The organism is Sphingobacterium sp. UGAL515B_05 (assembly GCF_033097525.1).
In the GTDB taxonomy this organism is placed as follows: domain Bacteria; phylum Bacteroidota; class Bacteroidia; order Sphingobacteriales; family Sphingobacteriaceae; genus Sphingobacterium.
Window position 1 is genome coordinate 5042191 of sequence record NZ_CP109907.1, and the last position, 22701, is coordinate 5064891.

General features: G+C 44.6%; 19 protein-coding genes. 9 read left to right on the forward strand and 10 right to left on the reverse strand.

Annotation, left to right across the window (positions count from 1 at the left end):
- Positions 1 to 36: 36 nt before the first annotated feature.
- Both OK025_RS20885 and OK025_RS20890 read right to left on the reverse strand, forming a co-directional pair.
- Positions 37 to 903 carry an AraC family transcriptional regulator gene (locus tag OK025_RS20885; RefSeq protein ID WP_317666658.1) on the reverse strand — a complete coding sequence of 289 codons (867 nt, stop codon included), beginning with the start codon at positions 901 to 903 and terminating at the stop codon, positions 37 to 39.
- Positions 904 to 1008: 105 nt separating this feature from the next.
- The gene (locus tag OK025_RS20890; RefSeq protein ID WP_317666659.1) at positions 1009 to 1971 is read right to left on the reverse strand and encodes an aldo/keto reductase; all 963 of its coding nucleotides are present in this window, start codon (positions 1969 to 1971) and stop codon (positions 1009 to 1011) included.
- A gap of 105 nt (positions 1972 to 2076) precedes the next feature.
- Between OK025_RS20890 and OK025_RS20895 the strand changes: the two genes are divergently transcribed.
- On the forward strand, positions 2077 to 2418 hold the full coding sequence (locus OK025_RS20895) for a winged helix-turn-helix transcriptional regulator (RefSeq protein ID WP_153848237.1): 342 nt from the start codon (positions 2077 to 2079) through the stop codon (positions 2416 to 2418).
- Positions 2419 to 2525: 107 nt separating this feature from the next.
- Here OK025_RS20895 and OK025_RS20900 read toward each other — a convergent pair whose 3' ends face one another.
- The 4 genes from OK025_RS20900 to OK025_RS20915 all read right to left on the reverse strand — a co-directional run bounded on the left by OK025_RS20900 (position 2526) and on the right by OK025_RS20915 (position 5904).
- Positions 2526 to 3569, reverse strand: a complete 1044-nt coding sequence (locus OK025_RS20900) for an alpha/beta hydrolase (protein ID WP_317666660.1) — start codon at positions 3567 to 3569, stop codon at positions 2526 to 2528.
- 5 nt (positions 3570 to 3574) lie between these two features.
- Positions 3575 to 3988 (reverse strand): OsmC family protein, encoded by a 414-nt coding sequence (locus tag OK025_RS20905; protein WP_145326946.1) that lies wholly within the window; start codon positions 3986 to 3988, stop codon positions 3575 to 3577.
- A gap of 109 nt (positions 3989 to 4097) precedes the next feature.
- Entirely contained in the window at positions 4098 to 4955 is an 858-nt protein-coding gene (locus tag OK025_RS20910; RefSeq protein WP_317666661.1) for an AraC family transcriptional regulator, read from the reverse strand.
- A 160-nt stretch (positions 4956 to 5115) separates the two neighbouring features.
- On the reverse strand, positions 5116 to 5904 hold the full coding sequence (locus OK025_RS20915) for a type II CAAX endopeptidase family protein (RefSeq protein WP_317666662.1): 789 nt from the start codon (positions 5902 to 5904) through the stop codon (positions 5116 to 5118).
- Positions 5905 to 6346: 442 nt separating this feature from the next.
- Here OK025_RS20915 and OK025_RS20920 point away from each other — a divergent pair, with 442 nt between their 5' ends.
- Positions 6347 to 7447 carry a PAS domain-containing sensor histidine kinase gene (locus tag OK025_RS20920; protein ID WP_317666663.1) on the forward strand — a complete coding sequence of 367 codons (1101 nt, stop codon included), beginning with the start codon at positions 6347 to 6349 and terminating at the stop codon, positions 7445 to 7447.
- Here OK025_RS20920 and OK025_RS20925 read toward each other — a convergent pair.
- Entirely contained in the window at positions 7439 to 8686 is a 1248-nt protein-coding gene (locus OK025_RS20925; protein ID WP_317666664.1) for an arsenic transporter, read from the reverse strand. The genes OK025_RS20920 and OK025_RS20925 overlap by 9 nt on opposite strands.
- A 416-nt stretch (positions 8687 to 9102) precedes the next feature.
- On the opposite strand from OK025_RS20925, the gene OK025_RS20930 reads away from it, so the two are divergent.
- From OK025_RS20930 to OK025_RS20960, 7 genes are all read left to right on the forward strand, one after another.
- A complete protein-coding gene (locus OK025_RS20930) occupies positions 9103 to 9483 on the forward strand; it encodes a PleD family two-component system response regulator (protein WP_317666665.1) in 381 nt (126 codons plus the stop codon).
- A 159-nt stretch (positions 9484 to 9642) separates the two neighbouring features.
- Positions 9643 to 10011: a hypothetical protein gene (locus OK025_RS20935; RefSeq protein WP_317666666.1), complete on the forward strand. Its 369-nt coding sequence runs from the start codon at positions 9643 to 9645 to the stop codon at positions 10009 to 10011.
- A gap of 78 nt (positions 10012 to 10089) precedes the next feature.
- Positions 10090 to 11478 carry a TolC family protein gene (locus OK025_RS20940; RefSeq protein WP_317666667.1) on the forward strand — a complete coding sequence of 463 codons (1389 nt, stop codon included), beginning with the start codon at positions 10090 to 10092 and terminating at the stop codon, positions 11476 to 11478.
- A 6-nt stretch (positions 11479 to 11484) separates the two neighbouring features.
- The gene (locus OK025_RS20945; RefSeq protein ID WP_317666668.1) at positions 11485 to 14658 is read left to right on the forward strand and encodes an efflux RND transporter permease subunit; all 3174 of its coding nucleotides are present in this window, start codon (positions 11485 to 11487) and stop codon (positions 14656 to 14658) included.
- Between the two features lie 162 nt (positions 14659 to 14820).
- Positions 14821 to 15909: an efflux RND transporter periplasmic adaptor subunit gene (locus tag OK025_RS20950; protein ID WP_317666669.1), complete on the forward strand. Its 1089-nt coding sequence runs from the start codon at positions 14821 to 14823 to the stop codon at positions 15907 to 15909.
- A gap of 211 nt (positions 15910 to 16120) precedes the next feature.
- Entirely contained in the window at positions 16121 to 17536 is a 1416-nt protein-coding gene (locus OK025_RS20955) for an aldehyde dehydrogenase family protein (protein ID WP_317666670.1), read from the forward strand.
- Positions 17537 to 17598: 62 nt separating this feature from the next.
- Positions 17599 to 18420, forward strand: a complete 822-nt coding sequence (locus OK025_RS20960; RefSeq protein ID WP_317666671.1) for an AraC family transcriptional regulator — start codon at positions 17599 to 17601, stop codon at positions 18418 to 18420.
- On the opposite strand, the gene OK025_RS20965 is transcribed toward OK025_RS20960, so the two are convergent.
- The 3 genes from OK025_RS20965 to OK025_RS20975 form a co-directional block, all read right to left on the reverse strand.
- A complete protein-coding gene (locus OK025_RS20965; RefSeq protein ID WP_317666672.1) occupies positions 18417 to 19901 on the reverse strand; it encodes a DHA2 family efflux MFS transporter permease subunit in 1485 nt (494 codons plus the stop codon). The genes OK025_RS20960 and OK025_RS20965 overlap by 4 nt on opposite strands.
- Positions 19902 to 19979: 78 nt before the next feature.
- Complete coding sequence (locus OK025_RS20970; protein ID WP_317666673.1) at positions 19980 to 21956, reverse strand: ATP-binding protein; 1977 nt, start codon at positions 21954 to 21956, stop codon at positions 19980 to 19982.
- Between the two features lie 120 nt (positions 21957 to 22076).
- Positions 22077 to 22685, reverse strand: a complete 609-nt coding sequence (locus tag OK025_RS20975; protein ID WP_317666674.1) for a flavin reductase family protein — start codon at positions 22683 to 22685, stop codon at positions 22077 to 22079.
- Between the last annotated feature and the right edge of the window lie 16 nt (positions 22686 to 22701).

Here is a 22701-nt window from a genome sequence, read left to right on the forward strand (position 1 = left end):
AGAAGCCGTGTTTGAGTTGAAATAGTATAAGATTGTCTAATCCAGGTTCGGATTGAAACGTAGCGTCTTTCTGTAATCGCCCGGTGATCGCCCAGTTTTTTTTGTGAAAAGCCTGATAAAGTACTTGGTGTCTTTATAGCCTAGCTGCACCGCAATTTCCTTAATACTCAATCGCGAATAATAGAGCAGGCGCTGTGCTTCGCTCAGTACTTCCTTCTGTATCAGCGCTGATGCGGATAAGCCCGTCACCATTTTAACGACATCGTTCAGGTGGGCCACGGAGATATTTAACTGCTGGGCATATGCTGCGGGGCGTTTAAGGCTGCGGTAATCACGCTTGACGAGAGTTCTGAATTCGTTGGCGATACTCATAACCCGGGGGTTATGACTTATGGAGACAGCGGCCGACCTGTGATCTCGACAAATTACCGCCTGGGTTATAAATGCTGACAGCAGCGGCTGCTGCACTTCCTTATTGGCACTATAGTTTATACTGTCCAAATTTATTAGCGAGTCCAAGATGGACGTAAACCATTGTTGCTCGGGCGCTGAGAGGGACAAAATAAGGGTTTCATTTAAAGATGCATCAAGCATGTCTTTGGCTGACCTGGTCATGTGATGGCCTTCGAAGGAAATGTAATAACCGGATGCGCCTAAAACCGTGGTGATCTGATGGACCTGATGGGGAGGGCAAACAAAAAGCGTTCCCGCGGGCATGATCAGCTGTTCAAAATCAAATAGAACTTCCAGCTGTCCCGCATCAACAAGCATGCAGGTATAGTGGTCATGCCGATGCGGATTCAGCGCTTTTAGGATGCCCGGAGTTGAACCATCCCATATTCCAACAGCCATACTGCTGCTGGAATCCATGCTGTTTACTAAAATGGGATCTCTTTTTGGCATGTGCGCAATTTTAAATTCAAATTTAGTTCATAAACTTTAAGAATTACTATCGATTACGTTTTATGTTTCTTCTTTCCTGTTTGTATCAGATTCAATCCTTCAAAATCAACCTCTTACCGTATTCAGCAGATCGTGCGGATACCCCAGGCTAATAGAGCTTAAAGCGTCCAGTTTGGTTAGCTCATCAGCTGTCAAATTAATTTCAGTAGCGCTAATAATTTGCTCAAATTGATTGCTATTGCGTGCTCCCAGTAATGGAAATGCCTCTTTTGATAAATTCCACGCAAATGCAATCTCACCGGGTGTTGCTTCATATTTTTCCGCGACTAATACCAGTTCATCAATGATCAGTTTGGTTTTCTCGTCCTCCGAATATTCAGCGCCAGAAGAATGACTGATGCGCCCGGCTTCTCCTTTTCTATATTTTGCGGTCAACAGTCCGCCAGCCAGTGGCGAGTACATCATCACACCAAGACCAAATTCCTTTGCCATCGGCATCAGTTCACGGTCTGCGGTACGTTGCAACAAACTATATTCAATTTGTAAAGCAGTGACTTTCGTTGCTGATGCAATGGCCGATGCTTTCCATGCCGGGAAATTGCTGAGTCCCGCATACACTATTTTCCCTTCGCTGACCAAATCTTGAAGTCCCAAAGCTATTTCTTCCCATGGAGTTACACCATCATCGTAATGCGGCATATAAATATCGATGTAGTCCGTTTTCAATCTTTTCAGACTTTGTTCAACAGCCTGTCGCATAGATTTACGGTTATTCCCAAAATTACTGATTGCAGGGTTGGGATCACTACTTCTAGTATATTTTGAACAGATAATAAAATTATTTCGCTGTCCCTTTAAATAGTTACCAACGATTTCTTCTGCCTCCCCAAATTGATAGACATCCGATATATCGATAAAATTACCACCCGCATCTGCATAAGCTGTTAAAATCTTTTTTGACTCTTCGGGATCGGCTCCATAGCCTTTTCTTGTTCCAAAGTTGGCAGCTCCTAAGATTATTTCACTGGCATGCAGTCCTGTTTTTGATCCAAATATCTTGTACTTCATATTTTTATATTTACTTTGCCGCTAAGTTAAGGGCATCAAGTAACCGTGTCAATTACGGATAAATTTATCTATACCCACTTTATGCCTTCGTAAAATATATCAGCTATGTACGAAAAAAAGCTTCCGGTTAATTTAGATTGCGGTTTACATCTGTTTTTGCAGGTGGTTCAGGGCAAATGGAAAATAAACCTGCTCTGGGCCATTCATTCAGGTATCAAGCGTCCGGGTGAGTTGCAGCGGAAAATCCCCAATGCAACCCGACGTGTACTTGATGTGCAGCTTGGTCAATTGATTGAACATGGATTAATCAATAAAGTCGTCTTTGATCAGCTTCCGCTGAAAGTAGAATATGAACTGACTGGGCTAGGGGAAAGCCTTATACCAGTCATTGCGGTAACGGCCCAATGGGGTGAGGATCATAGAAATGAATTGGAAAAGATTTTGTAAGAAATTCCGGTCATTAGGGGAAATACATGCTTAAGACGCTATTATAAACTTAAAAAACACCAAACAGTCAAACCATTTGGTGTTATTCTTTGGAAATGCAGGGTATTTTACTTCGCAAACAGTGCTTTTCGCAAAACAGTCGCTGCATCTAGCACAGATTCCTGTACAGCGTGGATATGCGCCAGCGGATTCAGCATCCCGTAATCGTGGATAAAGCCTTTATACTCTGTAAGAGTCGTTGGAACACCGGCATCATCCAATTTTCTTCCATAGGCGACACCCTCGTCATGCAGAATATCATTTTCGGCCACCTGAACAAGTGCAGGAGGCAAACCTTTCAGCTCTTCCAGAGAAGCTTTCAGTGGGGACGCGTATTTGTTGTCGCGTTCTTTTAAGTCAGGCAGGTAATTATCCCACATCCATTTCATCAACGGCGTTGTTAAAAACCGTTCCTGTGCAAATTTTGTGTACGATGCTCTGCTGAAGTCGGAGTCTGTTACGGGCCACAAAAGTACCTGCTGTTTTAGCTTGGGACCATTTTTGTCTTTGGCCATCAATGCCACCACTGCTGCCATATTTCCACCGACACTGTTTCCGGCAACAGCAAGCCTGCTCGCGTCGACCCCAATTTCTTTTCCATGCTCGGCAACCCATTTTGTTGCGGCATAAGCCTGATTGATGGCTACGGGAAATCTGGCTTCCGGAGATGGGGTGTAATCCGGGAACACGGCTACTGCACCACTGTTGACAACAAGGTCACGAACCAGTCTTTTGTGGGTAGGGTAGTCTCCCAATACCCATCCGCCGCCGTGAAAGAACATAAATACGGGTAGGTCAGCTTGGGCACCTTTGGGTTTTACGATATGTATTTTTACGGTCTGCCCGTCCTGGGTAATGGTTCTGTCTGATTCCTGGATATCGGAATAATCGAAGCTTACTGATTTTTGAGCGCCCACCAACACCAGTCTAGCGTCTTTTGGTGAAAGTGTTTCTAGCGGTTTTCCGTCGCCGCTGTTCAACTCTTTTAAGAATGCTCTTGTTTCCCGGCCAATGTTGGGGTCTTGAGATGCGGGGTTTGATTGTGCCATGATATTGGAATTTGTGATGGCGAGTGCCGCCAATGTTAAAACTGTTGAATAGATTGTCTTCATCGTGATTATTTTTTTAGGTTGATGTTTAAGATGATTTTGAAGCTGAATGCTGCGCTTACGGGACAGGTTTTTTCGGCCTCTCGGGCAATTTTTTCAAATTCTTCCGCTGAGATGCCATCTACTTCTGCATCAAGTAGAAGTTCCGACTGTGTGATTTTACCATTATCCAAGGTAATAATGGACTTTGTTTCGAGTCTTTTAGGGGGATAACCCGCCTGTGTGAGATCAAGGCTCAGCTTCATTGTAAAACATCCTGCATGGGCAGCAGCAAGCAGTTCTTCGGGATTTGTACCGACACCTTCAGCGAAGCGGCTGTTGAATGAATACTGGGTCTGGTTCAGAACGGAACTTTGTGTGGTCAGATGTCCGTTTCCTTCTTTGATGGTGCCGTTCCAAACGGCGGTAGCATTACGTTTCATACGCTTTATTTTTGATTGTTAATTTCTTATAGGACAAAGGTATGTCATATAGGCAATCTAAATAAAGAGCAAAAAGTCGATATAAATTGTACTTTTTTCCTTTTATAGTTTAATTTTTAATTTCTTTCCGAAAAGCCGCCGGAGTTTTTCCCGATTTCTGCGTAAAGATCCGGTTGAAGTAAGCCGGGTCTTCATAACCCAATTGATAAGCGATTTCCTTTATGGTAAGCTCACTGTAAAGGAGCAGGCGTTTGGCTTCAAGGACGATCCTGTTTTTGATCATCTCGTTCGGATTTTCAAGGTTGAGTTTGTGGAATTTGTTGGAAAGCGTTTTCGGGGCAAGGTTCAGTAGATCTGCATAATCGGCTACGCTGTGTTTTTCCCTGTAGTGAATATTGACCAGTCGGCTGAAGTTTCTGAAAAAGTCCTGATCCATGCTGACGAGGTCGAGCGTTTCATTTTGGAGGTTCTGCTTTTTCCACTGCCGCGTTGCTCGGATGATAATCTGCTTGAGGTACGTTCGGATCATTTCTTCCGAAGAGCGGTCCTGAAAATCAAGCTCATTGCTGATCTGAGCGAATAACTGGGGTATGGCGTGCAGTTCATCGCCGAATAGGTCCACTATCGGATTCTCAAAAATATTATTGAACAAGAGTCCGTCACAGGCAACCTCCTCATCATGAATCTGAATACAGTAGAAATCCCGGTTGTAATGGATTAAAAAGGCTTTATTTTCATTGGCCGACTGAATGTCAAGATATTGATTGGTATTGATGAAAAGCAAGGTGGGATTTTGGGTTTCATAAGCCGTGAAGTCCACCGTTAGTGCGTAACCAGCTGGAATGAGCAATATTTTAATGTAATGGCGGAATGTTTCGCCGTTTACCAGGTCCAGCGAGGAGGAATCGAAAGAAATCAGGCCTAATTTTTTATGGTTCGATTCGAAAATGGAAGTAGCACTGTTCATAAGGACGTTTGTTTATGTTCAAATGTATCTCTTTTGCTAATAAAACTAAAATAAGCGATACAATTTCCGGCATATAAAAAAATAGGGCTGTTCCGGTTACTCACAATCGTCTCTGAACGTATTTATCTGTAAAATGGCATTCTTGGTTATAGTAGAATAGCTAGTTGTCGCTTTTTTTAAGGATTAGTGTGTGCTTGTTTACTGCTAAGCGCTGCCTATTCCTCTTTTTATAAACTATGGTAAATACGATAGCAAAGGCAATGGTAGATCCCCTCAATATGTTTGCGTAAACGCCTCCTAACGATGTATTGTCAAAGTCGAAGAAAATCCAGGTCAAGTTCATCAGCGTATGCGTCCATATCGGAACCCATAAGTTATAATTCCATTCCGTAAAAAGCCAAGCAAAAAAGACTGCGCCCAGAAATGTGAGGATAAAGATGCCCATCATCCTGTTGATATCTTGGCTCTGATATAAATGCCCGGAACCAAATACGACTGCGCCAAAAAATATCGCTGGGATAAAACCCAGTTTTGTCTTTCGGAATAACTGGCCAAAAAGAAAACCCCTGAAATATAATTCTTCCATAAAACCGGCGATGACTGTTTGTGCAACCAGAGTTTGCATACTGATCTCCTTATTCAGGCCGAAGATAAAAAGACCTCCAGCCAGCATGGGCGACACAAAAAGAAGACTTAATGTTATTCCGGTCACAAAATTGCCAGAAAGGCCCAAGCTCTTAAACACGCCTTCGCGCTTATTAATGATGTAAGTTCCTAGAAAAATAGGTACTCCGATGATGAAATAAGTAAGTATATAGCTCAATAGCCCTTGCCGGGTAAGTGTATCGAGTTCTCTTTTAATGGGGCCGAAAAATAAAAACAGCATATAATAAAGAGAAAAGCTTACTAAAACAACAAGTATTACGCTTAACGTTGGGCCGATTTTCATAACATGGAGATTAGTTTTTTACACGATAGCACATAAACATCATATGATCGCTTATTTTTAAATCTGGTCAATAACGATCAGTGTTATAAATATAAAACATTGATTGTTATTTAGCAATTATTCATCAGTGTGTATTAAGTCGCTTTCGGGCTATGTGCTTTAAAATACTGCAATGACTAGATGTCCGTATTTTCATTTTAAGTCAAACGATCTCAATTTCAAGCTGTTCTAGCTAATAAGACAGAATTTCGTTTCTGCTGATTGTTAAGGATGGCTGAATGGGGGGATTCAGCCTCCTTATAACACACATCTTTTGCTGACTAAAATCAGTTAAATTCCCAAAATTCATAGGATATCATAAGGAGTGAAATTAATAATGCTAATATTATTATAATACGTACCTTTGCATAGTTGAGAAGTACTTTTAAAACCTATCAATTATATGATTAACTTGCATGGTGCGGATTCTACCTTTACGGTATCCCAAAAACATCTCGCGCAGGCGCTCGCACAGGCTCGTATGGGTTTCTGGGAAGTTAGCCTATTGGAAAAAAATTACATGTCCTGTACTGATCAATGCAAAAGAAATTTTGGGTGGGATACAGCAATGGAATTTAGCTATAGTGATATGCTGGGCTGTATTGTGGATGAAGATCGGGAAGCGATGCAAGCGAGTGTCGCAAGGGCTATTGAGCAGCACATACCCTATATTGCACAGTATCGTGTAAGATATGGTGATGATAGCATCCATTGGATTGAGGCACGTGGATCGGTTACTTATGACGAGAACGGCTGCCCACAGATAATTTCGGGCACAACGCTTGATATTACAGAGAAAAAGGAACTTGAAATTTTGCGCGATGAAATGTTGAGCATCGCCATGCATGAAATTAAGACACCGCTATCATCCGTCAAAGGAACCCTGCAGCTTCTGAACAGGCAGTTGACAGCGCAAGAAAATGCTTTGTCAAATAAACTCGTAGAAAATGCACTCAAAGCCACTGACCGTATTAATCGTCTCCTCAATGAGATGGTAGCCCCCGTGATGGTAATGGCTAAAGGAATCGAACTCGATAGATCTACGATAGATTTGACCCAGCTTATCCTTGAAATAAGTCATAATGCTGCGCTCATATTTCCCGAGAGTGATCTGCACTTACATCTGCCCGACGATACCGTATTTTTGGAAGCGGATGGTTATCGTATCGGACAGGTGATTACCAACCTGATCAATAATGCCATTAAATACAGTGATAAAAAATCACCCATACACATTACGATGACAACAGATCAGCATGAAATATCCGTATTGATTAGCGACCTTGGTATAGGAATAAAACCTGAGGATAGAAAAAAAGTATTTGAGAAATTTTATCGCTCCAAAGGTCACAGCCATATTGAAGGTTTCGGTATCGGGCTGTTTCTCTGCGCCGATATCATATTGCGCCATGGTGGTCAGATCCATGTGCTCGATAAAGAGGGGCCAGGCACCGATATCTCTTTTACCCTTCCATTAAATAAAAACGTTAATCATTTAAATTAATAGGGCAAGTAAAGCGGCTAGCAGGGCAGGTATCATAATAACCAGTCCCAATTTGAGGAACCTCCATGCGCTGATAGTGTAACCATGGCGCCTGAGTTCATTGAGCCATAAGATTGTTGCTAACGATCCCGTGATGGACAGATTCGGACCCAGATCCACACCGATCAGTACGGCGCCCCTAACCATATCGGGCAGCTGGATCTGAGATAGCGCAGTACCAGCAATCAGACCGGCGGGTAGGTTGTTGATCACATTGCTGCCGACGCCTATAATGATTCCTGCCAACCAGCTTGTTTTTCCCGGTGCCTCTTCTGCACTGGCAGACAGGTGTTGCGCCAGCATACCGATCAAACCTGTTTGTTGTACAGCTTCAACCAGTACAAACAGTCCGGCTACTAGCGGGATGACAGACCATGAAATATGACGGAAAAACGCAATTGGATTTTTTCTTTCAGCGAGGGACACCAATAATGCGGTGCTGACACCGGCAATAACGGTTGGATACCCGAGATTCCATTTTTTAGCCGAGGCCAGCATTAACAGCAATGAAGTAAAGACAATGCCCGCCAGTGCCATCTTACCGCCACGAGCAAGTTGTTCTATAACAATATCAGACCGCAAAGTAAGAGCTAAGTTATTCTTTTGGGTCAAATAGAGTATCAGAAAGGTGACTCCGATGGAAAGTATGGACGGTAGCGTATATCGTGCAAGCCAGCTCGCCAAGGATGGCATATGATCGCCATAGATCACCAGATTGGCGGGGTTGGATATAGGTAGTACGAAGGATGCTGCATTGGCAATAAATGCGCAGATGAGTAGGTAGGGCAACGGATTTTTCACTTTTGCCTTTGATGCTGCCAAAGCTACAGCTGGCGTAAGCACAACTGCCGTCGCATCATTAGACATAAAGATTGTAACGACGATCCCGACCAGGTAAATAAGCACAAAAAGTTTCGTCGTCGAACCCGCGGAAAGTTTGATGGCATGGGAGGCAAGCCAATCAAACAGACCTTCGCGTCGCGCCGACTCCGCCAAACTCATCATCCCTATCAAAAATAGGTAAACATCAAGACCCTTGCCGATACCTGTCCAGGCGGCTTGGAATGAGATCAGTCCAAAGAGGATTAACAGGATGGCACCAACAGCAGCCCACATGGCTTCCTGGATCTTAAATGGCCGTATGATAACCCCCGCAGTAGTAAATGCCGCAATGAGGAAAATGTAAAAATTGGAACTCATTCTTTATGTGGTCATAAAATAATCAAAACTATAACAGTTTGAATGGTGTTATTTACCTGATCTTACGTTAAAATTGATTATTTCAAAAAGCGGGCTACTGCATGTAGTCCGCTTTTAATTTTTCAATGAAATATACGTAATAATATAAAACTTAAATTGTACTAAATAAGAAAAAAACTGTTACTCTTTAATAATGAAAAAAATAGCGAATATTCAAAGTACAGGACGAGTTGTAAAAGCTGATCGAGCTAAATTGTATTAGCATTGTGTAATACGTTGGATTGTTTGACCATATTCTTTAATAAATTACCTATTTTGCGTTAATAGGCCATAGTTGAAAGAGAGAATAGGAGTTATTGGGTGATGGCCTATCAAAGTCATATTAAAAACAACGGTAAATTGAGCCAACATAGATCATGAAGAGGAAAATAATTATTTGCGAGGATGATACACTAATATTAGATGTACTAGAGCTCGCATTAGCGAACGAAAACCAGGAGGTCATACCCGTTGCCCATAGTCCGAGACTCATGTCTACGATAGACGAAAAGCAACCTGACCTGTTGATTGTGGATCTACAGATGCCATCGCTGACCGGCGACGAGATTGTACGGCAACTTAAGGCATCCCAAAAATACAGCTCAATAAAAGTGATTATGATGTCGGCGAGCCTTCAAGGTAAAGCGATAGCTGCTGATTGTGGAGCCGACGCTTTCTTGGCAAAACCATTTGAACTGGATGAACTTGAATTTTTAGTGGATAAATTATGTCCGCCCGGGTTAATTGATATTTTATAAGCATTTATTATGGCTCTAACATTTGTATGGAGCAAGTAATTGCAACATGATGTTTACAAAAGCTTTCGTTACGTCAATGTTACATTAGGCTACTGCGTCATTGTCTATATTTGTAATGTACGCAGATCAAAATGCTGTGCTTTAGATATCATACAACCTATGTTAAGACGGGTCATCTTTCAATTTCTCTTACTGGTAAGCGCGATGCTGCTGATCGTGAAGCCTTTGATCGGATTTTCATTGTATCATCAGGCAAAGACACAGGGCGAGAATGAGTTTATCACCGTTATCAAGGCCTTTAGTAAACGAAAACAGGAGTACCTGGATTGGGTTGATGTAAAGGATAGCGCCTGTCTGACGCTCTCGCCGCTTCGTCACTTTACCGCCAAAGTAAAGGCGTTTTTTATTACTCATTTTTTTAACACCTTCTTTCCAGATGCCGGCACCTTTACAGTTGGAAACTTCCTGTCTAAGGCATTATTGCCGCTCCAACGGCTATACCTCCGTCATCTTCAGCTGACTTTATGATAAAAAAGCCATTTTAATCGTATGAAGTGGCTCCAATGGAGCTGCAAACATTCATCTATTTTAAAATAAGCTTTTTATATGTTTCAGAAACTTGTCCTTATGGGGCATGTGCTGCTCTGCTGTAGCTTCTTTAGCTATGGACAGGAGAGTCATGTGCCTATCAAACTCAACCAGCTGCTGTCTTCGGTAACGCAGCATGCGCCATCCTTACGCACCGACTATGTACGTACACAGGTGCAGCAGGCGCGCGCCGCAGAAGTCAAAAACAACCGTCTGCCGAGCCTACAGCTGTCGTATCAGGCAGACGTCGGCTCCAATAATAATGTGCCGGGGCCTTACTTCGGATTTGGTCTCGTGCCGACCAATAATGGTGGTATACGTCCCAATAATAACTACCAGGCTGTGAGCAGCAATCTTGGCATTGCTGCTTTTCAGTGGGAGGTCTATAATTTTGGTCAATTCAATGCCCAGGACCAACTTGCGCAGGCGGAGGTGACCTTGGAGAACCGTCGTTTTGAACAGTCGAAGTATGACTTACAGTCCTTCACGATTTATAGTTATCTGCAGCTATTGAAATTGCATGACCTCATCGGTATCCAGTCGCGCAGTATAGCCCGTAATCAGGAAATACGGCAATCAATCTTTGCGCTGGTTAAAAGTGGTATCCGGGCAGGCGTGGATACCAGTATGGCCGATGCTGAAATATCGCGTAGCCAACTTGGTCTCATTGAACTGGATAACCAGCAACAGCAATTACAAATTCAACTGGCTACGCTAGCGGGTATGACCCCAGCGCAGATTGTAGCGGATACCACAGCGGAAAAGATTCTTTTCGAACAGGTAAAGAACGCGCCAATTGAACTCGATGGCGGCCGTCAGCATCCTATGGTAGCCTATTATAATGCATTGTTCGACAAAACGAAGATGGAAGAAAAGCTGGTTGCCAACAGTTACCGTCCCAAGCTGTTTCTCTCGGGGGCTGTATGGGGCAGGGCATCCAGTGTGCATAGCGACAATAGTTATGGTTCGCTCGCCGATGGCTTTGGGCTACAACGCGCTAACTACCTTGTTGGTCTAGGAATCAACTACAACCTGTTTGATCTGCGCCGCAAAAAGGTAAAACTCAATACGCAACGCCTCATGGTGGACGAGGCTGGTCAAAAGCTACAGGAACAACAGGCCAACATCGCCATGAATATTGCACAGTCTACCACTGAAGTGGCGACTGCAGAAAGACGTCTGAAGGAAATTCCGCGTCAGACCAAAGCTGCAAATGCCGCCTACCGCCAGAAGTTTTCCCTATATAAAAATGGTCTCATCGATATTGTGGAGGTCAATGTTGCCCAGAACATGCTCAATCAGGCAGAGCGCGATTACATCACCGCCAAGTATAATTATTATCTGGCATTGTTCCACCAGGTGGTGGCACAGAACAATGTCGATGGCTTTCTTCAACTTTTTAACTAATTACTTATGTCACTAGTCACAGCTGCTTTACGAAGGCCGATTACCACAGTGATCATCACCCTGAGCCTACTGCTCTTTTCGGTACTCGCTGTACTGAAAATACCGATTGATATCTTTCCGCAGCTCAATTCACCGACCATTTACGTTATTGAATCTTACGGCGGGATGTCTCCCCAGCAGATGGAAGGTTTTTTCTCCTCCCGGATGCAGGATCAGTTTCTCTATGTCAATGGAATCAAGAATATATCCGCCAAAAATATTCAGGGACTTACGCTCCTGAAACTTAGTTTTTACGAAAATACCGATATGGCCGAAGCCTCAGCGCAGGTAGCACTGCAGGTAAACCGCGCCATGAAGTTTTTTCCGCCAGGGGCGCTGCCGCCACAGGTGGTCCGTTTTGACGCTTCCTCCTTACCGGTGGGGCAACTGGTGCTATCTTCGAAGACAAGAAGCCTCAAGGAGATCTACGATATGGCAAGTACCCTGGTGCGGCCCATGTTTTCTGCAGTACCGGGTCTCTCTGCACCGCCACCCTTTGGCGCAAACTCCAGGACGATTACGGTCAATGTTGACCCCAATAAACTGCGGAGCTACAACCTGACCGCCGACGAGGTGGTGATGGCATTGTCGAAATTTAACGTGATGTCACCATCCGGTAACCTGCACCTCAACAACACGATGTATGTGACAACCATCAATTCACTGATCAAGAATGTCGCAGATTTTGCGGATATCCCTATTCTGACAAAAAATGGAATTCCGATTTATATCAAAGATGTCGCACGCGTATCGGACGCCTCGGACGTGACGGTAAGTTATGCACTGATCAATGGCCGGCGCTCTGTTTATATCCCTGCTGTTAAGACATCGGATGCGTCCACCTGGGCAGTGGTCAGCAACCTCAAGGCCAAGCTGCCGGAAATCCAGAATCTGCTGCCCGAGGATGTGAAAGTGTCTTATGAATTTGACCAATCAGTAGCGGTTATGAATTCGGTGCAGAGCCTTTTGCACGAAGGGGGGCTCGGCGCTTTGCTTACCGGTCTCATGGTTCTTCTGTTTCTGCGCGACTGGCGGAGCAGCCTGATCGTAATCGTAACCATACCGGTGTCCATTCTGATCGGCGTCCTGCTACTGACATTGTTTGGCCAGACCATCAACATCATGACCTTGAGTGGTTTGGCCCTGGCCATCGGTATCCTCGTGGATCAGGCCACGGTGACCATCGAAAGCATACACCAGCATCAGGAACAGGGTACGCACAAACGTAAGGCGATCTACAATGCCTGTCAGGAGATTGCCGTGCCGCTGCTTTTGATCCTGTTCTGTATTTTGGCCGTATTTGCACCTTCTTTTATGATGACGGGAATTCCCCGGGCGATGTTTCTGCCCCTTTCTTTATCCATTGGATTGACGATGATCGCTTCGTACTTTATGGCGCAGACCTTGGTGCCTATTTTATCCAACTGGCTGCTCAAAGAACATCATATCGGTCATTTTAAGTCCGACTCGCCGGGCTTTTTCGATAAGTTCAAAAAGCGTTATCGCTTCAACCTATACCGCTCCATGCGCCATAAGGGCAAAGTCATCATCGGTTATCTGCTGCTGACGCTGGTGCTTGCTGCTGCGGCATTTGTGTATATCGGCAAGGATATGATGCCAAAAGTAAACAATGGGCAGTTTCAGGTCAGGATCAAGGAGCCCGATGGAACCCGGCTGGAGCGTACCGAAGAGTCCGTCAAACAGGTGCTGCAGGTAATCGATAGTACGGTGAACCATCAGGTCGCCATCAGTTCGGCCTATGTTGGTCTGGTGCCCAGCAGCTATGGAGTCAGCAACCTCTATGTATTCAATACCGGAACGCATGAAGCCGTTATCCAGGTGAACCTCAATGCAGACTATCATGTCAATATGGATGAACTCAAAGATGTTTTACGACGAAATATCCATTATAAACTGCCCAAATTGCGCCTGAATTTTGAGCCTATCGATATGACCGAAAAGATTATGAGCCAGGGGGCTGCAACACCGATCGAGGTGCGCATAGCCGGAAAGAAAATGGACGAACTGAAGGTCTATGCCGATCAGGTTGTCAGCGCATTGCGCCACATCGGCTATCTGCGTGATGTGCAGATCGCACAACCGCTGCGGCTGCCAACCATTTCCATTGCCATCGACCGGCTCAAAGCCTCCCAGCTTGGTCTGCAGATGGATGATATTGCACGATCGGTAACGGCCAGCACTTCCTCGAGCAGGTTTACGCAGAAGATCCAGTGGCTCGATGAAAACAATACCTATACTTATCAGGTACAGGTGCAGGTACCTGAATATGTGATGAATACAATGGACGAGCTGCGCGAAATTCCACTGGTGAAAGGGCAGCTCACACCGACCTTGGGCGATATAGCCACTTTTAATACACAGTATCTACCAGGTGAGTATGACCGGCAGGGGCCTAGGCGGTATTTGACCGTGATGGCAAATATCCATAAGAAAGACCTGGGAACGGCAACAACGGATGTGCAACAGGCTATTCGTGAACTCCCGGCTCCACCGCGTGGTGTTGTGGTGGAAATGAAAGGGATGTCGACACTATTGCTTGATACCATGGGTAGTTTGCAGTTGGGGCTTGCCTGTGCAGTTGTTGTTATATTTCTACTACTGGCAGCGAATTATCAGAGTGTGAAGCTTTCGCTGACCGCATTGGTGACTATTCCTGCGGTGATCCTTGGATCCTTGGCGATGCTATTGCTCACAGGGTCGACGCTCAATCTGCAATCCTACATGGGTATGATTATGTCTACTGGTGTCTCCGTAGCCAACGCTATTTTGATCGTGTCCAATGCGGAAGCACTGCGATTGGATTTCCGTAATGCAAGGACGGCGGCGCTGGCCAGCGCGACAACGCGGCTACGTCCGATCCTGATGACCAGTATGGCAATGATTGCCGGAATGATTCCTATGGCCATGGGAATGGGGGAGACGGGTGAGCAGGCGGCACCATTGGGCCGGGCCGTGATCGGCGGTCTGTTTGCCTCCACTTTTGCTGCTCTTTTTATCCTGCCGCTCCTGTTTGTGTGGATGAAGGAAAAATCCACGTTCGATTCCGAATCACTATTGCCGCAGGACAAGCCCGATCATCAAAAGTTACTGGTGGAAAAAGACAAGTATAGTGTTAACTAAAAAAAATGTAGTGTTCTTTCAGAATTTAAACCCAGCAGTATAAACTAGGGCGATAAAGATGGAAGTTGCTATGCAGGAAGAGAATCGTATTTAAAGATAAAATCGCCAATGGCAGTGATGCCTTAATGACACAATTGAGTAATGAATAAGAAAATAAAACGGATGAAAAAAATAGGCTATTTACTACTACTGACAGGCTTACTTTCCGCTTGCGGTCAAACCGAAAAGCCGATTGACCTGACGCCAAAAAATCCGGCTAAGGCCAGTACCTATCAGACAACAGTCATACAAGAGAAAGTCATGTCCAGCAGTGTGCGTTTACCCGGTAAGCTCAAACCCTTTAATGAGGTAAATATCTATGCCAAGATGAATAGCTTTGTTAAGCATATCTTTGTGGACAGAGGGGCTGTTGTTAAAAAGGGGCAGCTGCTGATGCAGCTGGAGGCGCCAGAAATGCTCGCTGCGGTACAGGCCGCACATTCACGTTTTGTACAGGCACAGGAGACCGCTTCTGCGAGTAAAGATAAATATAAAAGACTCAAAAATGCCGCACAGGAGGAAGGCGCAGTATCCCCACTTGATCTAGACAATGCCCTCTCGAAGATGAAAGCCGACGAAGCAGTCGCCATGTCGGAAAAAGCAAATGTGGAAGAAGTTGAAATGTTGCAATCTTACCTGAACATCAAAGCGCCATTCAATGGTGTGATTGTACAGCGTAATGTCTCCGAAGGAGCACTGGTCGGACCGGGGAAAGGCAATGATCAACCTCTGTTGATCCTGCAGGATCTCAATAAATTACGGTTGGAAGTGCAGATCCCCGAGACCTATGTCGATAAAGTAGACCTCTCGAAAAAGGTTGCATATCGTTTTAATAATACCCCGAATAAGGTGTTTGAAGGGATGATAGCCCGTTCAGCGAATTCCTTGGGCGCCATGCAGTCTGAAGCAATAGAGGTCGATGTGGCCAACTCGGATAATAAGCTCAAACCTGGTTTATACTGTGAGGTCGATATTCCATTGTCTGCCGGAGCCAATTCGTTATTGGTACCTTCCAATAGTATCGTGCGTTCTACAGAAAGGCAGTATGTGATCCAGCTCATAGATGGCAAGACACATTTTGTGGATATCAAAGAAGGGGTATCCACGCATGATTCTACCGAAGTTTTTGGAAAGCTAAACAGCAGTGATCAGATCTTGCTGCATGCCAATGACGAAATCAAAGAGGGGGTCAAGCTACCTTTGGAAAAATAAGTAAACATCTATTATCTCCATAAAGTATGAAAGGTCCTTTGGGGCCTTTCATTGCTTACATTTTATCCAATAGTTTACCAAAATCAGAACTGAATAGGGCTAGCCATACTCCTTTTGTAGGACCTGAGCTTTTTTGCAAAGTATAATTGAGCTTTTTTGCCAAGTTAGGTTGAAATGGTACGGCTAAATTTGCTTTATAAATAGGAACAAAATGAAAACAGTTAATAGGATTTATGTCAACGGGGAATTTGTAAGCCCACACGGAACGGAAATTTATGAGCTCATCAATCCGTCTACGAATCAAAAGATCGGTCAAGTCACTTTAGCCGATGTAACCGACACAAAAAATGCCATTGCAGCGGCTAAAGCTGCCTTCCGGACATTTTCAAAATCCACCGTTTCGGAACGTATCGGCTATTTGACAAAACTGAAAACCGCGATTGAGAAGAGAAAGCAGGATTTTATCGATACGATGATCGAAGAATACGGCGGAACGCATCAATTTGTCAGCATGAGCAACGCGCATACCGGAGCCTGGTTTGACAGCATGATCGAAGTGCTCAGCAGTTTTGAATTTGAACGGACAATTAACGCCGCCTCGGTACGATTTCAGCCTGTCGGTGTTGTCGCTATCATTACGCCCTGGAACGCCAGCAACAGTTCGGTGGCCAGTAAAGTCGCTACCGCAATCGCAGCAGGATGTACCGTAGTGGTCAAACCCAGTGAAATGAGTGCTTTGCAGACGAATGTGCTGATGGAAGCTTTTCACGAAGCCGGTTTACCAAAAGGTGTAATCAATGTGGTAACGGGTCTCGGAAATGTAGTGGGCACCGAACTTACCGAGAATCCCGGAATTGCCAAAATTTCGTTTACAGGTTCTACAGCCGTAGGAAAATCCATCGCCAAACGAGCGGTAGATACCATGAAACGGATCACGCTCGAACTGGGTGGAAAATCGCCCAATATTATACTGGATGATGCAGACTTCGATAAAGCAATTCCGATGGCCGTATACGGCGCTTATATGAACAGCGGTCAGGCCTGTATAGCGCCGACAAGACTCCTGGTGCCACAGCATAAGCTCGATCGGGTAAATGCCTTAGCCAAGGCCACTGCGGAAAGTATGGTTGTCGGTCTGCCACAAAATGCCGATACCAACATCGGACCGATGGTAAGTGTGAAGCAGTTTGATCGCGTACAGCAGTATATTAAAACGGGTATCGAGGAAGGGGCAACCTTATTGACCGGCGGATTGGGAAAACCTGAAGGTCTGGAAGAGGGCAACTTTGTGAAAGCCACCATTTTTACAAATGTCAGCAATGCGATGACCATTGCGCGGGAAGAAATTTTTGGTCCCGTTCTGTGTATTATTCCCTATCAAACCGAAGCGGAAGCCATAGAAATTGCCAATGATACGCCTTATGGACTAGCGGCCTACATCTCATCGGCGGATAGCGAAAGGGCCAAACGTGTGGCTGCAGAAATCGATGCCGGGCGGATCTGTATCAATGGATTCAGTCACGACCCCATGGTTCCGTTTGGCGGATTCAAGCAGTCGGGTATTGGACGGGAATATGGTGTATATGGTTTGCAACCTTACCTTGAAATCAAAGCTGTGCTAAGCTAATTTTTTTATACATTTGACAAGCGTTGTCGTGTGGGCGGCGCTTTGTCTTGATCGCTAATTTTATGATGGAAAATTCCGATATTGTCTATTCCTGTTACCACCAGGTGAGCAGAAAAGGGGAAAATTTTGTGGCTCAGCATACGATTTCATATCAGCTGTCGGGAAGTTTTATGTTGTCCGACAATAAAGACCAGCATACTGCGCATCCGGGCGATTTTCATCTCATCCGAAAAAACCAGCTGGTGAAATTTGCAAAGATTCCGCCACCAAACGGGGCCTGTGAAAGTCTGAATATCTACCTGAGTGACGAAACGCTAAAGAATTTTGCGCATGAGTATGAGCTGAAAGCAGAACATTCAACCGTAACAGAAGCGCTGGTTAAAATTGATGTCAATGCGGTTCTTGAAAATTTTATCGTGTCGCTGAAGGCCCTTCTCCAAAGCAATTTGAATAATAAATCACTCACCGACCTGAAAATCAAGGAACTTCTGCTGATCCTCCTGCAAACGAAACCAGCGCTCAAAAATATCCTGTTTGATTTTTCTGAACCGCATAAAATAGACCTTGAAGCCTTTATGAATCAGAACTACAGGTATAACGTCAATTTAGAGCGTTTTGCCCGTCTCACAGGCAGGAGCCTTGCCACCTTTAAGCGCGATTTTGAAAAGGTTTTCCAAACCTCGCCGCACCAATGGATTTTGAAAAAAAGACTGGATGAAGCACATTATCTCCTAAAGGAAGAAAAGCGGTCTGCTTCGGACATCTTTGTTGATCTGGGCTTCGAAGATCTGTCGCATTTTTCCCATGCGTTTAAAAAGCAGTTTGGCTACAATCCCAAAAGCCTATCTAATACCGAAAAGCCTACCAAATATTTAAAAAACTAAGTGGCGTTCTGCACTTCTTTCTTTAAGGATATACCCCTTAAATTGGCTCCGTCGCTTGGTTTAATTTTGAAATACTCGATTAAGGATAGGAGTGATAAGCCAGCAATTAACTGCAAGGCCAAGCTAAAATCCCGCATCTGATAAACCGTATCCTGATAATAACTGCTTGCCAGGTGTAGTGTCACTGCGCCTAGGGCGATACCCATACCAAGTGCCATTTGTTGTGCCGTATTGTACAGCGTATTTGCATTGCTCATCTGTTCATTGGGCACGTCTGCGTAAGCCAGGGTATTTAGGCTGGTAAATTGGAGCGAGCGTGTAAGGCCCGAGAAAAAGAATACAATTGCCACCAGCCAGATCGGCGTTTGTATGGAAAGCAGGGAGAGTCCGGCGGTTACGAGTGTTAAAATAATACCGTTGCCGATCAGGACCTTGCGGAAGTCAAATCTGCGTGTTATCCACATGGCTACGGGTTTCATGCTCATGCTACCAAACATGTTGGCCATATAGAGGAGTCCGGCGTGAAAGGGGCTCAGTCCAAAACCCAGCTGTAACATAAGGGGCAATATAAAAGGAGCAACATTGATCACCATACGGGTAATGGAGCCTGAAAATACCGTAATCCGGAAGGTTTTTACGTTCAGAATACTATAATCAATCAACGGATACTTGATACGTTTGGAGTGCCAGATCGAAACGGCCATCAGCGCAAAGCTCACCGCAATAGTTGCCAGTGGTTTTGTATAATCGCCTTTGGCTGCGCCGATCATTTCAGTTCCCAGCATAATTCCGGCAAGACCGATACCGCTGATAAAAAAACCGATAATATCAAGGGGACGGTTATTTTCGGAATCCATCGCTGGAATAAATTGATGCACTGCCCACAGCGCAAATACACCGACGGGCACATTGATAAAGAAAATCCAGTGCCAGCTAAAATAGGTTGTAAAAAATCCACCCAGCACTGGGCCGATAATAGGGCCTAATAACCCAGCCCAGGCAATATAACCGATCGCTTCAACCAGATCTTTCTTTTCGGTGTGCTTGAGTACAATAAGACGTCCCACCGGTACCATGAGGGCTCCGGCTGTACCCTGGCAAATACGTGCAATGACGAAAGATGTTAGGTTGGTACTCAGTCCACATGCGATTGAAGAAAGTATAAATCCGATAATCGCCAAATTGAAAACTTTTTTTGCGCCGTAGCGGTCGGCAATCCAGCCGCTGATTGGAATAAATACAGCTAACATGACGGTGTAAGAGGTAATACCTGCACTGAGGTGTACAACATCACTCTCAAAATCATGTGCCATTTTGGGTAAGGCTGTCGATATCGCTGTGGTGTCGAGCATCTCCATAAGTAAAGTGCCACCTACAATGAGCGATATGATGCGCGATTCTTTCTTCATCTTGCTCTTCTTAAATCCCGAACGGGAAACATTTGCGACAAAAGTAAGCCTATCTAAAAAAAGAAAAGTCATTTAAAGGCAATTAAATGACCAACATGTCCGCGTATGTGTTTTGCGAAGAAACGAAGAAAAGAACTTATAATGTTTACATTACTGGGCGGGAAGCCGCACCTTAAATGTGGTTCCTCCGGCCGAGTTGCTCTCCACAGCGATATGTCCATTATGCAGTTCTACAATTTCACGGCAGAGATAAAGGCCTATGCCGAATCCAGAGATTGTTCCGACTCTATCTTTTCCTGCCCTGTAAAATCGCTCGAATATCTGATCCCGGTCTTCTTCGGCAATCCCCATACCCTCGTCACTGACAAAAATCTCTACATCCTGATTTGCCGTTGGCAAATAGCCAAATGTAATCTGGGTTCCTATCGGCGAATATTTGGCCGCATTTTCCACAAGATTTTGGATTACCTGCGAAATCTTATTCGGGTCAGCAGCAATGGATAGACTTTGCGTCAGGTCAGCAACAATCTGATGGGAATTGATCCTCAATTTAAATTCATCTTCAAGTTCAGTAAATAATTCCTTCAGATCAAACACTTCTCTTTCTATCATCATTCTGCCGGAGTCGAATCGCGAGATGTTTAAGAATCCATTGATTAAGTTCTTCATATTTTGCACCTGCCGAAGAGATTTCATCGTAATGTCTTGATAACTCGTGTTTGCTGTAAGGAATGCCTGACGCTGCATCAATTGAAGATAGGCGTTTATAGAGGTTAAGGGTGTCTTCAGTTCGTGGCTAACGATGCTTATGAAATCATTTTTCCGCTGTTCCTCAGCTTTTTGTTCGGTAATATCCCGTAAAGTACCGTTCAGACTTACTGCTTTTCCCTTGGCATCGTAAAATACTTTGCCACGTGCCTGCACAAGTCTAACGTTCGGGTCCTGTGCGTGGACGATACGGTATTCAATAAAGTAATTGCCGTCCGACTCTTCGCTAAGTGCATCAGTTATGGCAGCCATTACACGTTCCCGATCCTCTTCTACGATGGAAGAGATAGCGGCGGATAAATCCAATTGATCCTTATCGGCTAAACCAAACCATGATTTTAACAGCGCATTTCCGGAGAACAGATTATTTTTGGGCTCATAATAGAACGTCGCAAGCTCTCCGGCATCAATAGCCATGGACAGCATGTGTTGATCTTTTTCACTTTTCCGCCGTTCAAGGACTTGGTCGGTAATATCTTCCAGGATAATCAGAATTCCCGTGACTTTGTTGTCAGTTGAAAAAATAGGTTGATAGATCGAGTTTACAATAGCCTCCCGCAGCCCGTCATTGTGACGCAGCAATATGGAAAGTTCATTGTTTGTTTTACGTTCGCCTTTTTCGAACGCTTCCCGTAGCCACTGGTTCATGGGCTGGCCTTGCAGTTCGGGCCTTGCGATTTCGTGGGGCAGGCCCTGCACATCGGCTAACTGATGGCCCCAGATTTTTAATATTGTCGGATTGGCTATATCAATAATAAGTTCCGGACCCTTCAGCATCGCTATGCCAACAGGTGCCTGCTCAATAATTGTCCGCACTTGTTCACGGCTTTCTGCCAGAAGTTGTAAGGAACTGTTGAGCTCATCATTTGTAGCGGTCAATTCTTCGAGCGTTGCCGCCATTTCCTCCATCAGCCCTTGTTCCTTTTTTTCTTTTTCCCGAATCTGTTGCTGATGCTGCCTTCTTAAAGTAACGTTGCGGGCAGTGTTTAAAATACACCAGGTTTTATTGTTTTCGTCTAATAGGGCTCTGTATTCATAATCGAAATAATCAGTTACCGGAACACCGTTTTTAATGAGTCTGGCTGGTGCCTCGGTCACGGAATAGGATTTGCCCGTACGCCAAACCTCTTGCAGAATAGCTAAGAACGGCTGATCTTCCAGTTCCGGAATAGCACTGATCAGCGCTTTGCCAATAACGGATGCGTCTTTGCCCCAAAGGGAAAGCATGCCCTCATTGGCAAACTGGATGGTCATCTCTGTTCCAGTATAGATTGATGTAGGCTCGGGAGAACAACTCAGTGCCTGTAAGATAAGGTCTTCGCCAAATGAGGCACTACCAAATTTTTTCTTGATGTCCATTAGACCAAAGATAAAGAATACATTCTATAGCGTAACACATTATCTTCCGCGCTGGGAAGTGAAGTCCTGAAGAAAGCCGAACTCTGTGCTTTCTTTATGAAAATCCTAGCGAAAAGTTGTTTAAGGCTTCGCATAAGGTAATCGTTCAATCCGGCTTGTGGTGTGATAGCTGTCAAGACCGCTAGAAGTAACTGTCCCGGCTTCTTCGATATCGATATAACCATCCTCTTTTAAACAGTTATCGGGCACGAAAGCTGTTGTTATTTGGCCGATGATCAATGTTGTACCGTTCAGCTCAATGGCTGTTTTCTGAACAAAGCTGCAGGCGAATTTTATTTTGCTTTCTTGGACAAAAGGGGCCGGAATATTTTCCAGGTATTCAGGGCTTAGTCCAACCTGTTCAAATTCGCTAACACCTTTAGGATATTTTGCACTACATTGGTGTGCCTCATGTACAAATCCGGGTGAGACATGATTAATCGTATACCATTTCTGCTCCAGGATATTATCCAGGGTGCTGCTAAAATCTGTCGCCGGCCGAAGTATAATGCCACAGAGTGCCGGATCTGCCCCCAGGTGGAACAAACTACTGAACGTGGCAAGGTTTTCACTTCCGTCTCTGTTTTTTGTACCGATCAATACCAGGCTTTTAAAGCCGCCCAGCGAGTTTATAAAATTTGCTCTGTATCTTCTTTCAAATGCCGCAATGGCCTGTTCATTATAAATCATCGTTTAAAAATACTTT

What these genes read in the sequence shown, in the direction of transcription:
- OK025_RS20885 (WP_317666658.1), bottom strand. Translation starts at nt 903, where the DNA reads ATGCCAAAAAGAGATCCCATTTTAGTAAACAGCATGGATTCCAGCAGC.
- OK025_RS20890 (WP_317666659.1), bottom strand. Translation starts at nt 1,971, where the DNA reads ATGAAGTACAAGATATTTGGATCAAAAACAGGACTGCATGCCAGTGAA.
- OK025_RS20895 (WP_153848237.1), top strand. Translation starts at nt 2,077, where the DNA reads ATGTACGAAAAAAAGCTTCCGGTTAATTTAGATTGCGGTTTACATCTG.
- OK025_RS20900 (WP_317666660.1), bottom strand. Translation starts at nt 3,569, where the DNA reads ATGAAGACAATCTATTCAACAGTTTTAACATTGGCGGCACTCGCCATC.
- OK025_RS20905 (WP_145326946.1), bottom strand. Translation starts at nt 3,988, where the DNA reads ATGAAACGTAATGCTACCGCCGTTTGGAACGGCACCATCAAAGAAGGA.
- OK025_RS20910 (WP_317666661.1), bottom strand. Translation starts at nt 4,955, where the DNA reads ATGAACAGTGCTACTTCCATTTTCGAATCGAACCATAAAAAATTAGGC.
- OK025_RS20915 (WP_317666662.1), bottom strand. Translation starts at nt 5,904, where the DNA reads ATGAAAATCGGCCCAACGTTAAGCGTAATACTTGTTGTTTTAGTAAGC.
- OK025_RS20920 (WP_317666663.1), top strand. Translation starts at nt 6,347, where the DNA reads ATGATTAACTTGCATGGTGCGGATTCTACCTTTACGGTATCCCAAAAA.
- OK025_RS20925 (WP_317666664.1), bottom strand. Translation starts at nt 8,686, where the DNA reads ATGAGTTCCAATTTTTACATTTTCCTCATTGCGGCATTTACTACTGCG.
- OK025_RS20930 (WP_317666665.1), top strand. Translation starts at nt 9,103, where the DNA reads ATGAAGAGGAAAATAATTATTTGCGAGGATGATACACTAATATTAGAT.
- OK025_RS20935 (WP_317666666.1), top strand. Translation starts at nt 9,643, where the DNA reads ATGTTAAGACGGGTCATCTTTCAATTTCTCTTACTGGTAAGCGCGATG.
- OK025_RS20940 (WP_317666667.1), top strand. Translation starts at nt 10,090, where the DNA reads ATGTTTCAGAAACTTGTCCTTATGGGGCATGTGCTGCTCTGCTGTAGC.
- OK025_RS20945 (WP_317666668.1), top strand. Translation starts at nt 11,485, where the DNA reads ATGTCACTAGTCACAGCTGCTTTACGAAGGCCGATTACCACAGTGATC.
- OK025_RS20950 (WP_317666669.1), top strand. Translation starts at nt 14,821, where the DNA reads ATGAAAAAAATAGGCTATTTACTACTACTGACAGGCTTACTTTCCGCT.
- OK025_RS20955 (WP_317666670.1), top strand. Translation starts at nt 16,121, where the DNA reads ATGAAAACAGTTAATAGGATTTATGTCAACGGGGAATTTGTAAGCCCA.
- OK025_RS20960 (WP_317666671.1), top strand. Translation starts at nt 17,599, where the DNA reads ATGATGGAAAATTCCGATATTGTCTATTCCTGTTACCACCAGGTGAGC.
- OK025_RS20965 (WP_317666672.1), bottom strand. Translation starts at nt 19,901, where the DNA reads ATGACTTTTCTTTTTTTAGATAGGCTTACTTTTGTCGCAAATGTTTCC.
- OK025_RS20970 (WP_317666673.1), bottom strand. Translation starts at nt 21,956, where the DNA reads ATGGACATCAAGAAAAAATTTGGTAGTGCCTCATTTGGCGAAGACCTT.
- OK025_RS20975 (WP_317666674.1), bottom strand. Translation starts at nt 22,685, where the DNA reads ATGATTTATAATGAACAGGCCATTGCGGCATTTGAAAGAAGATACAGA.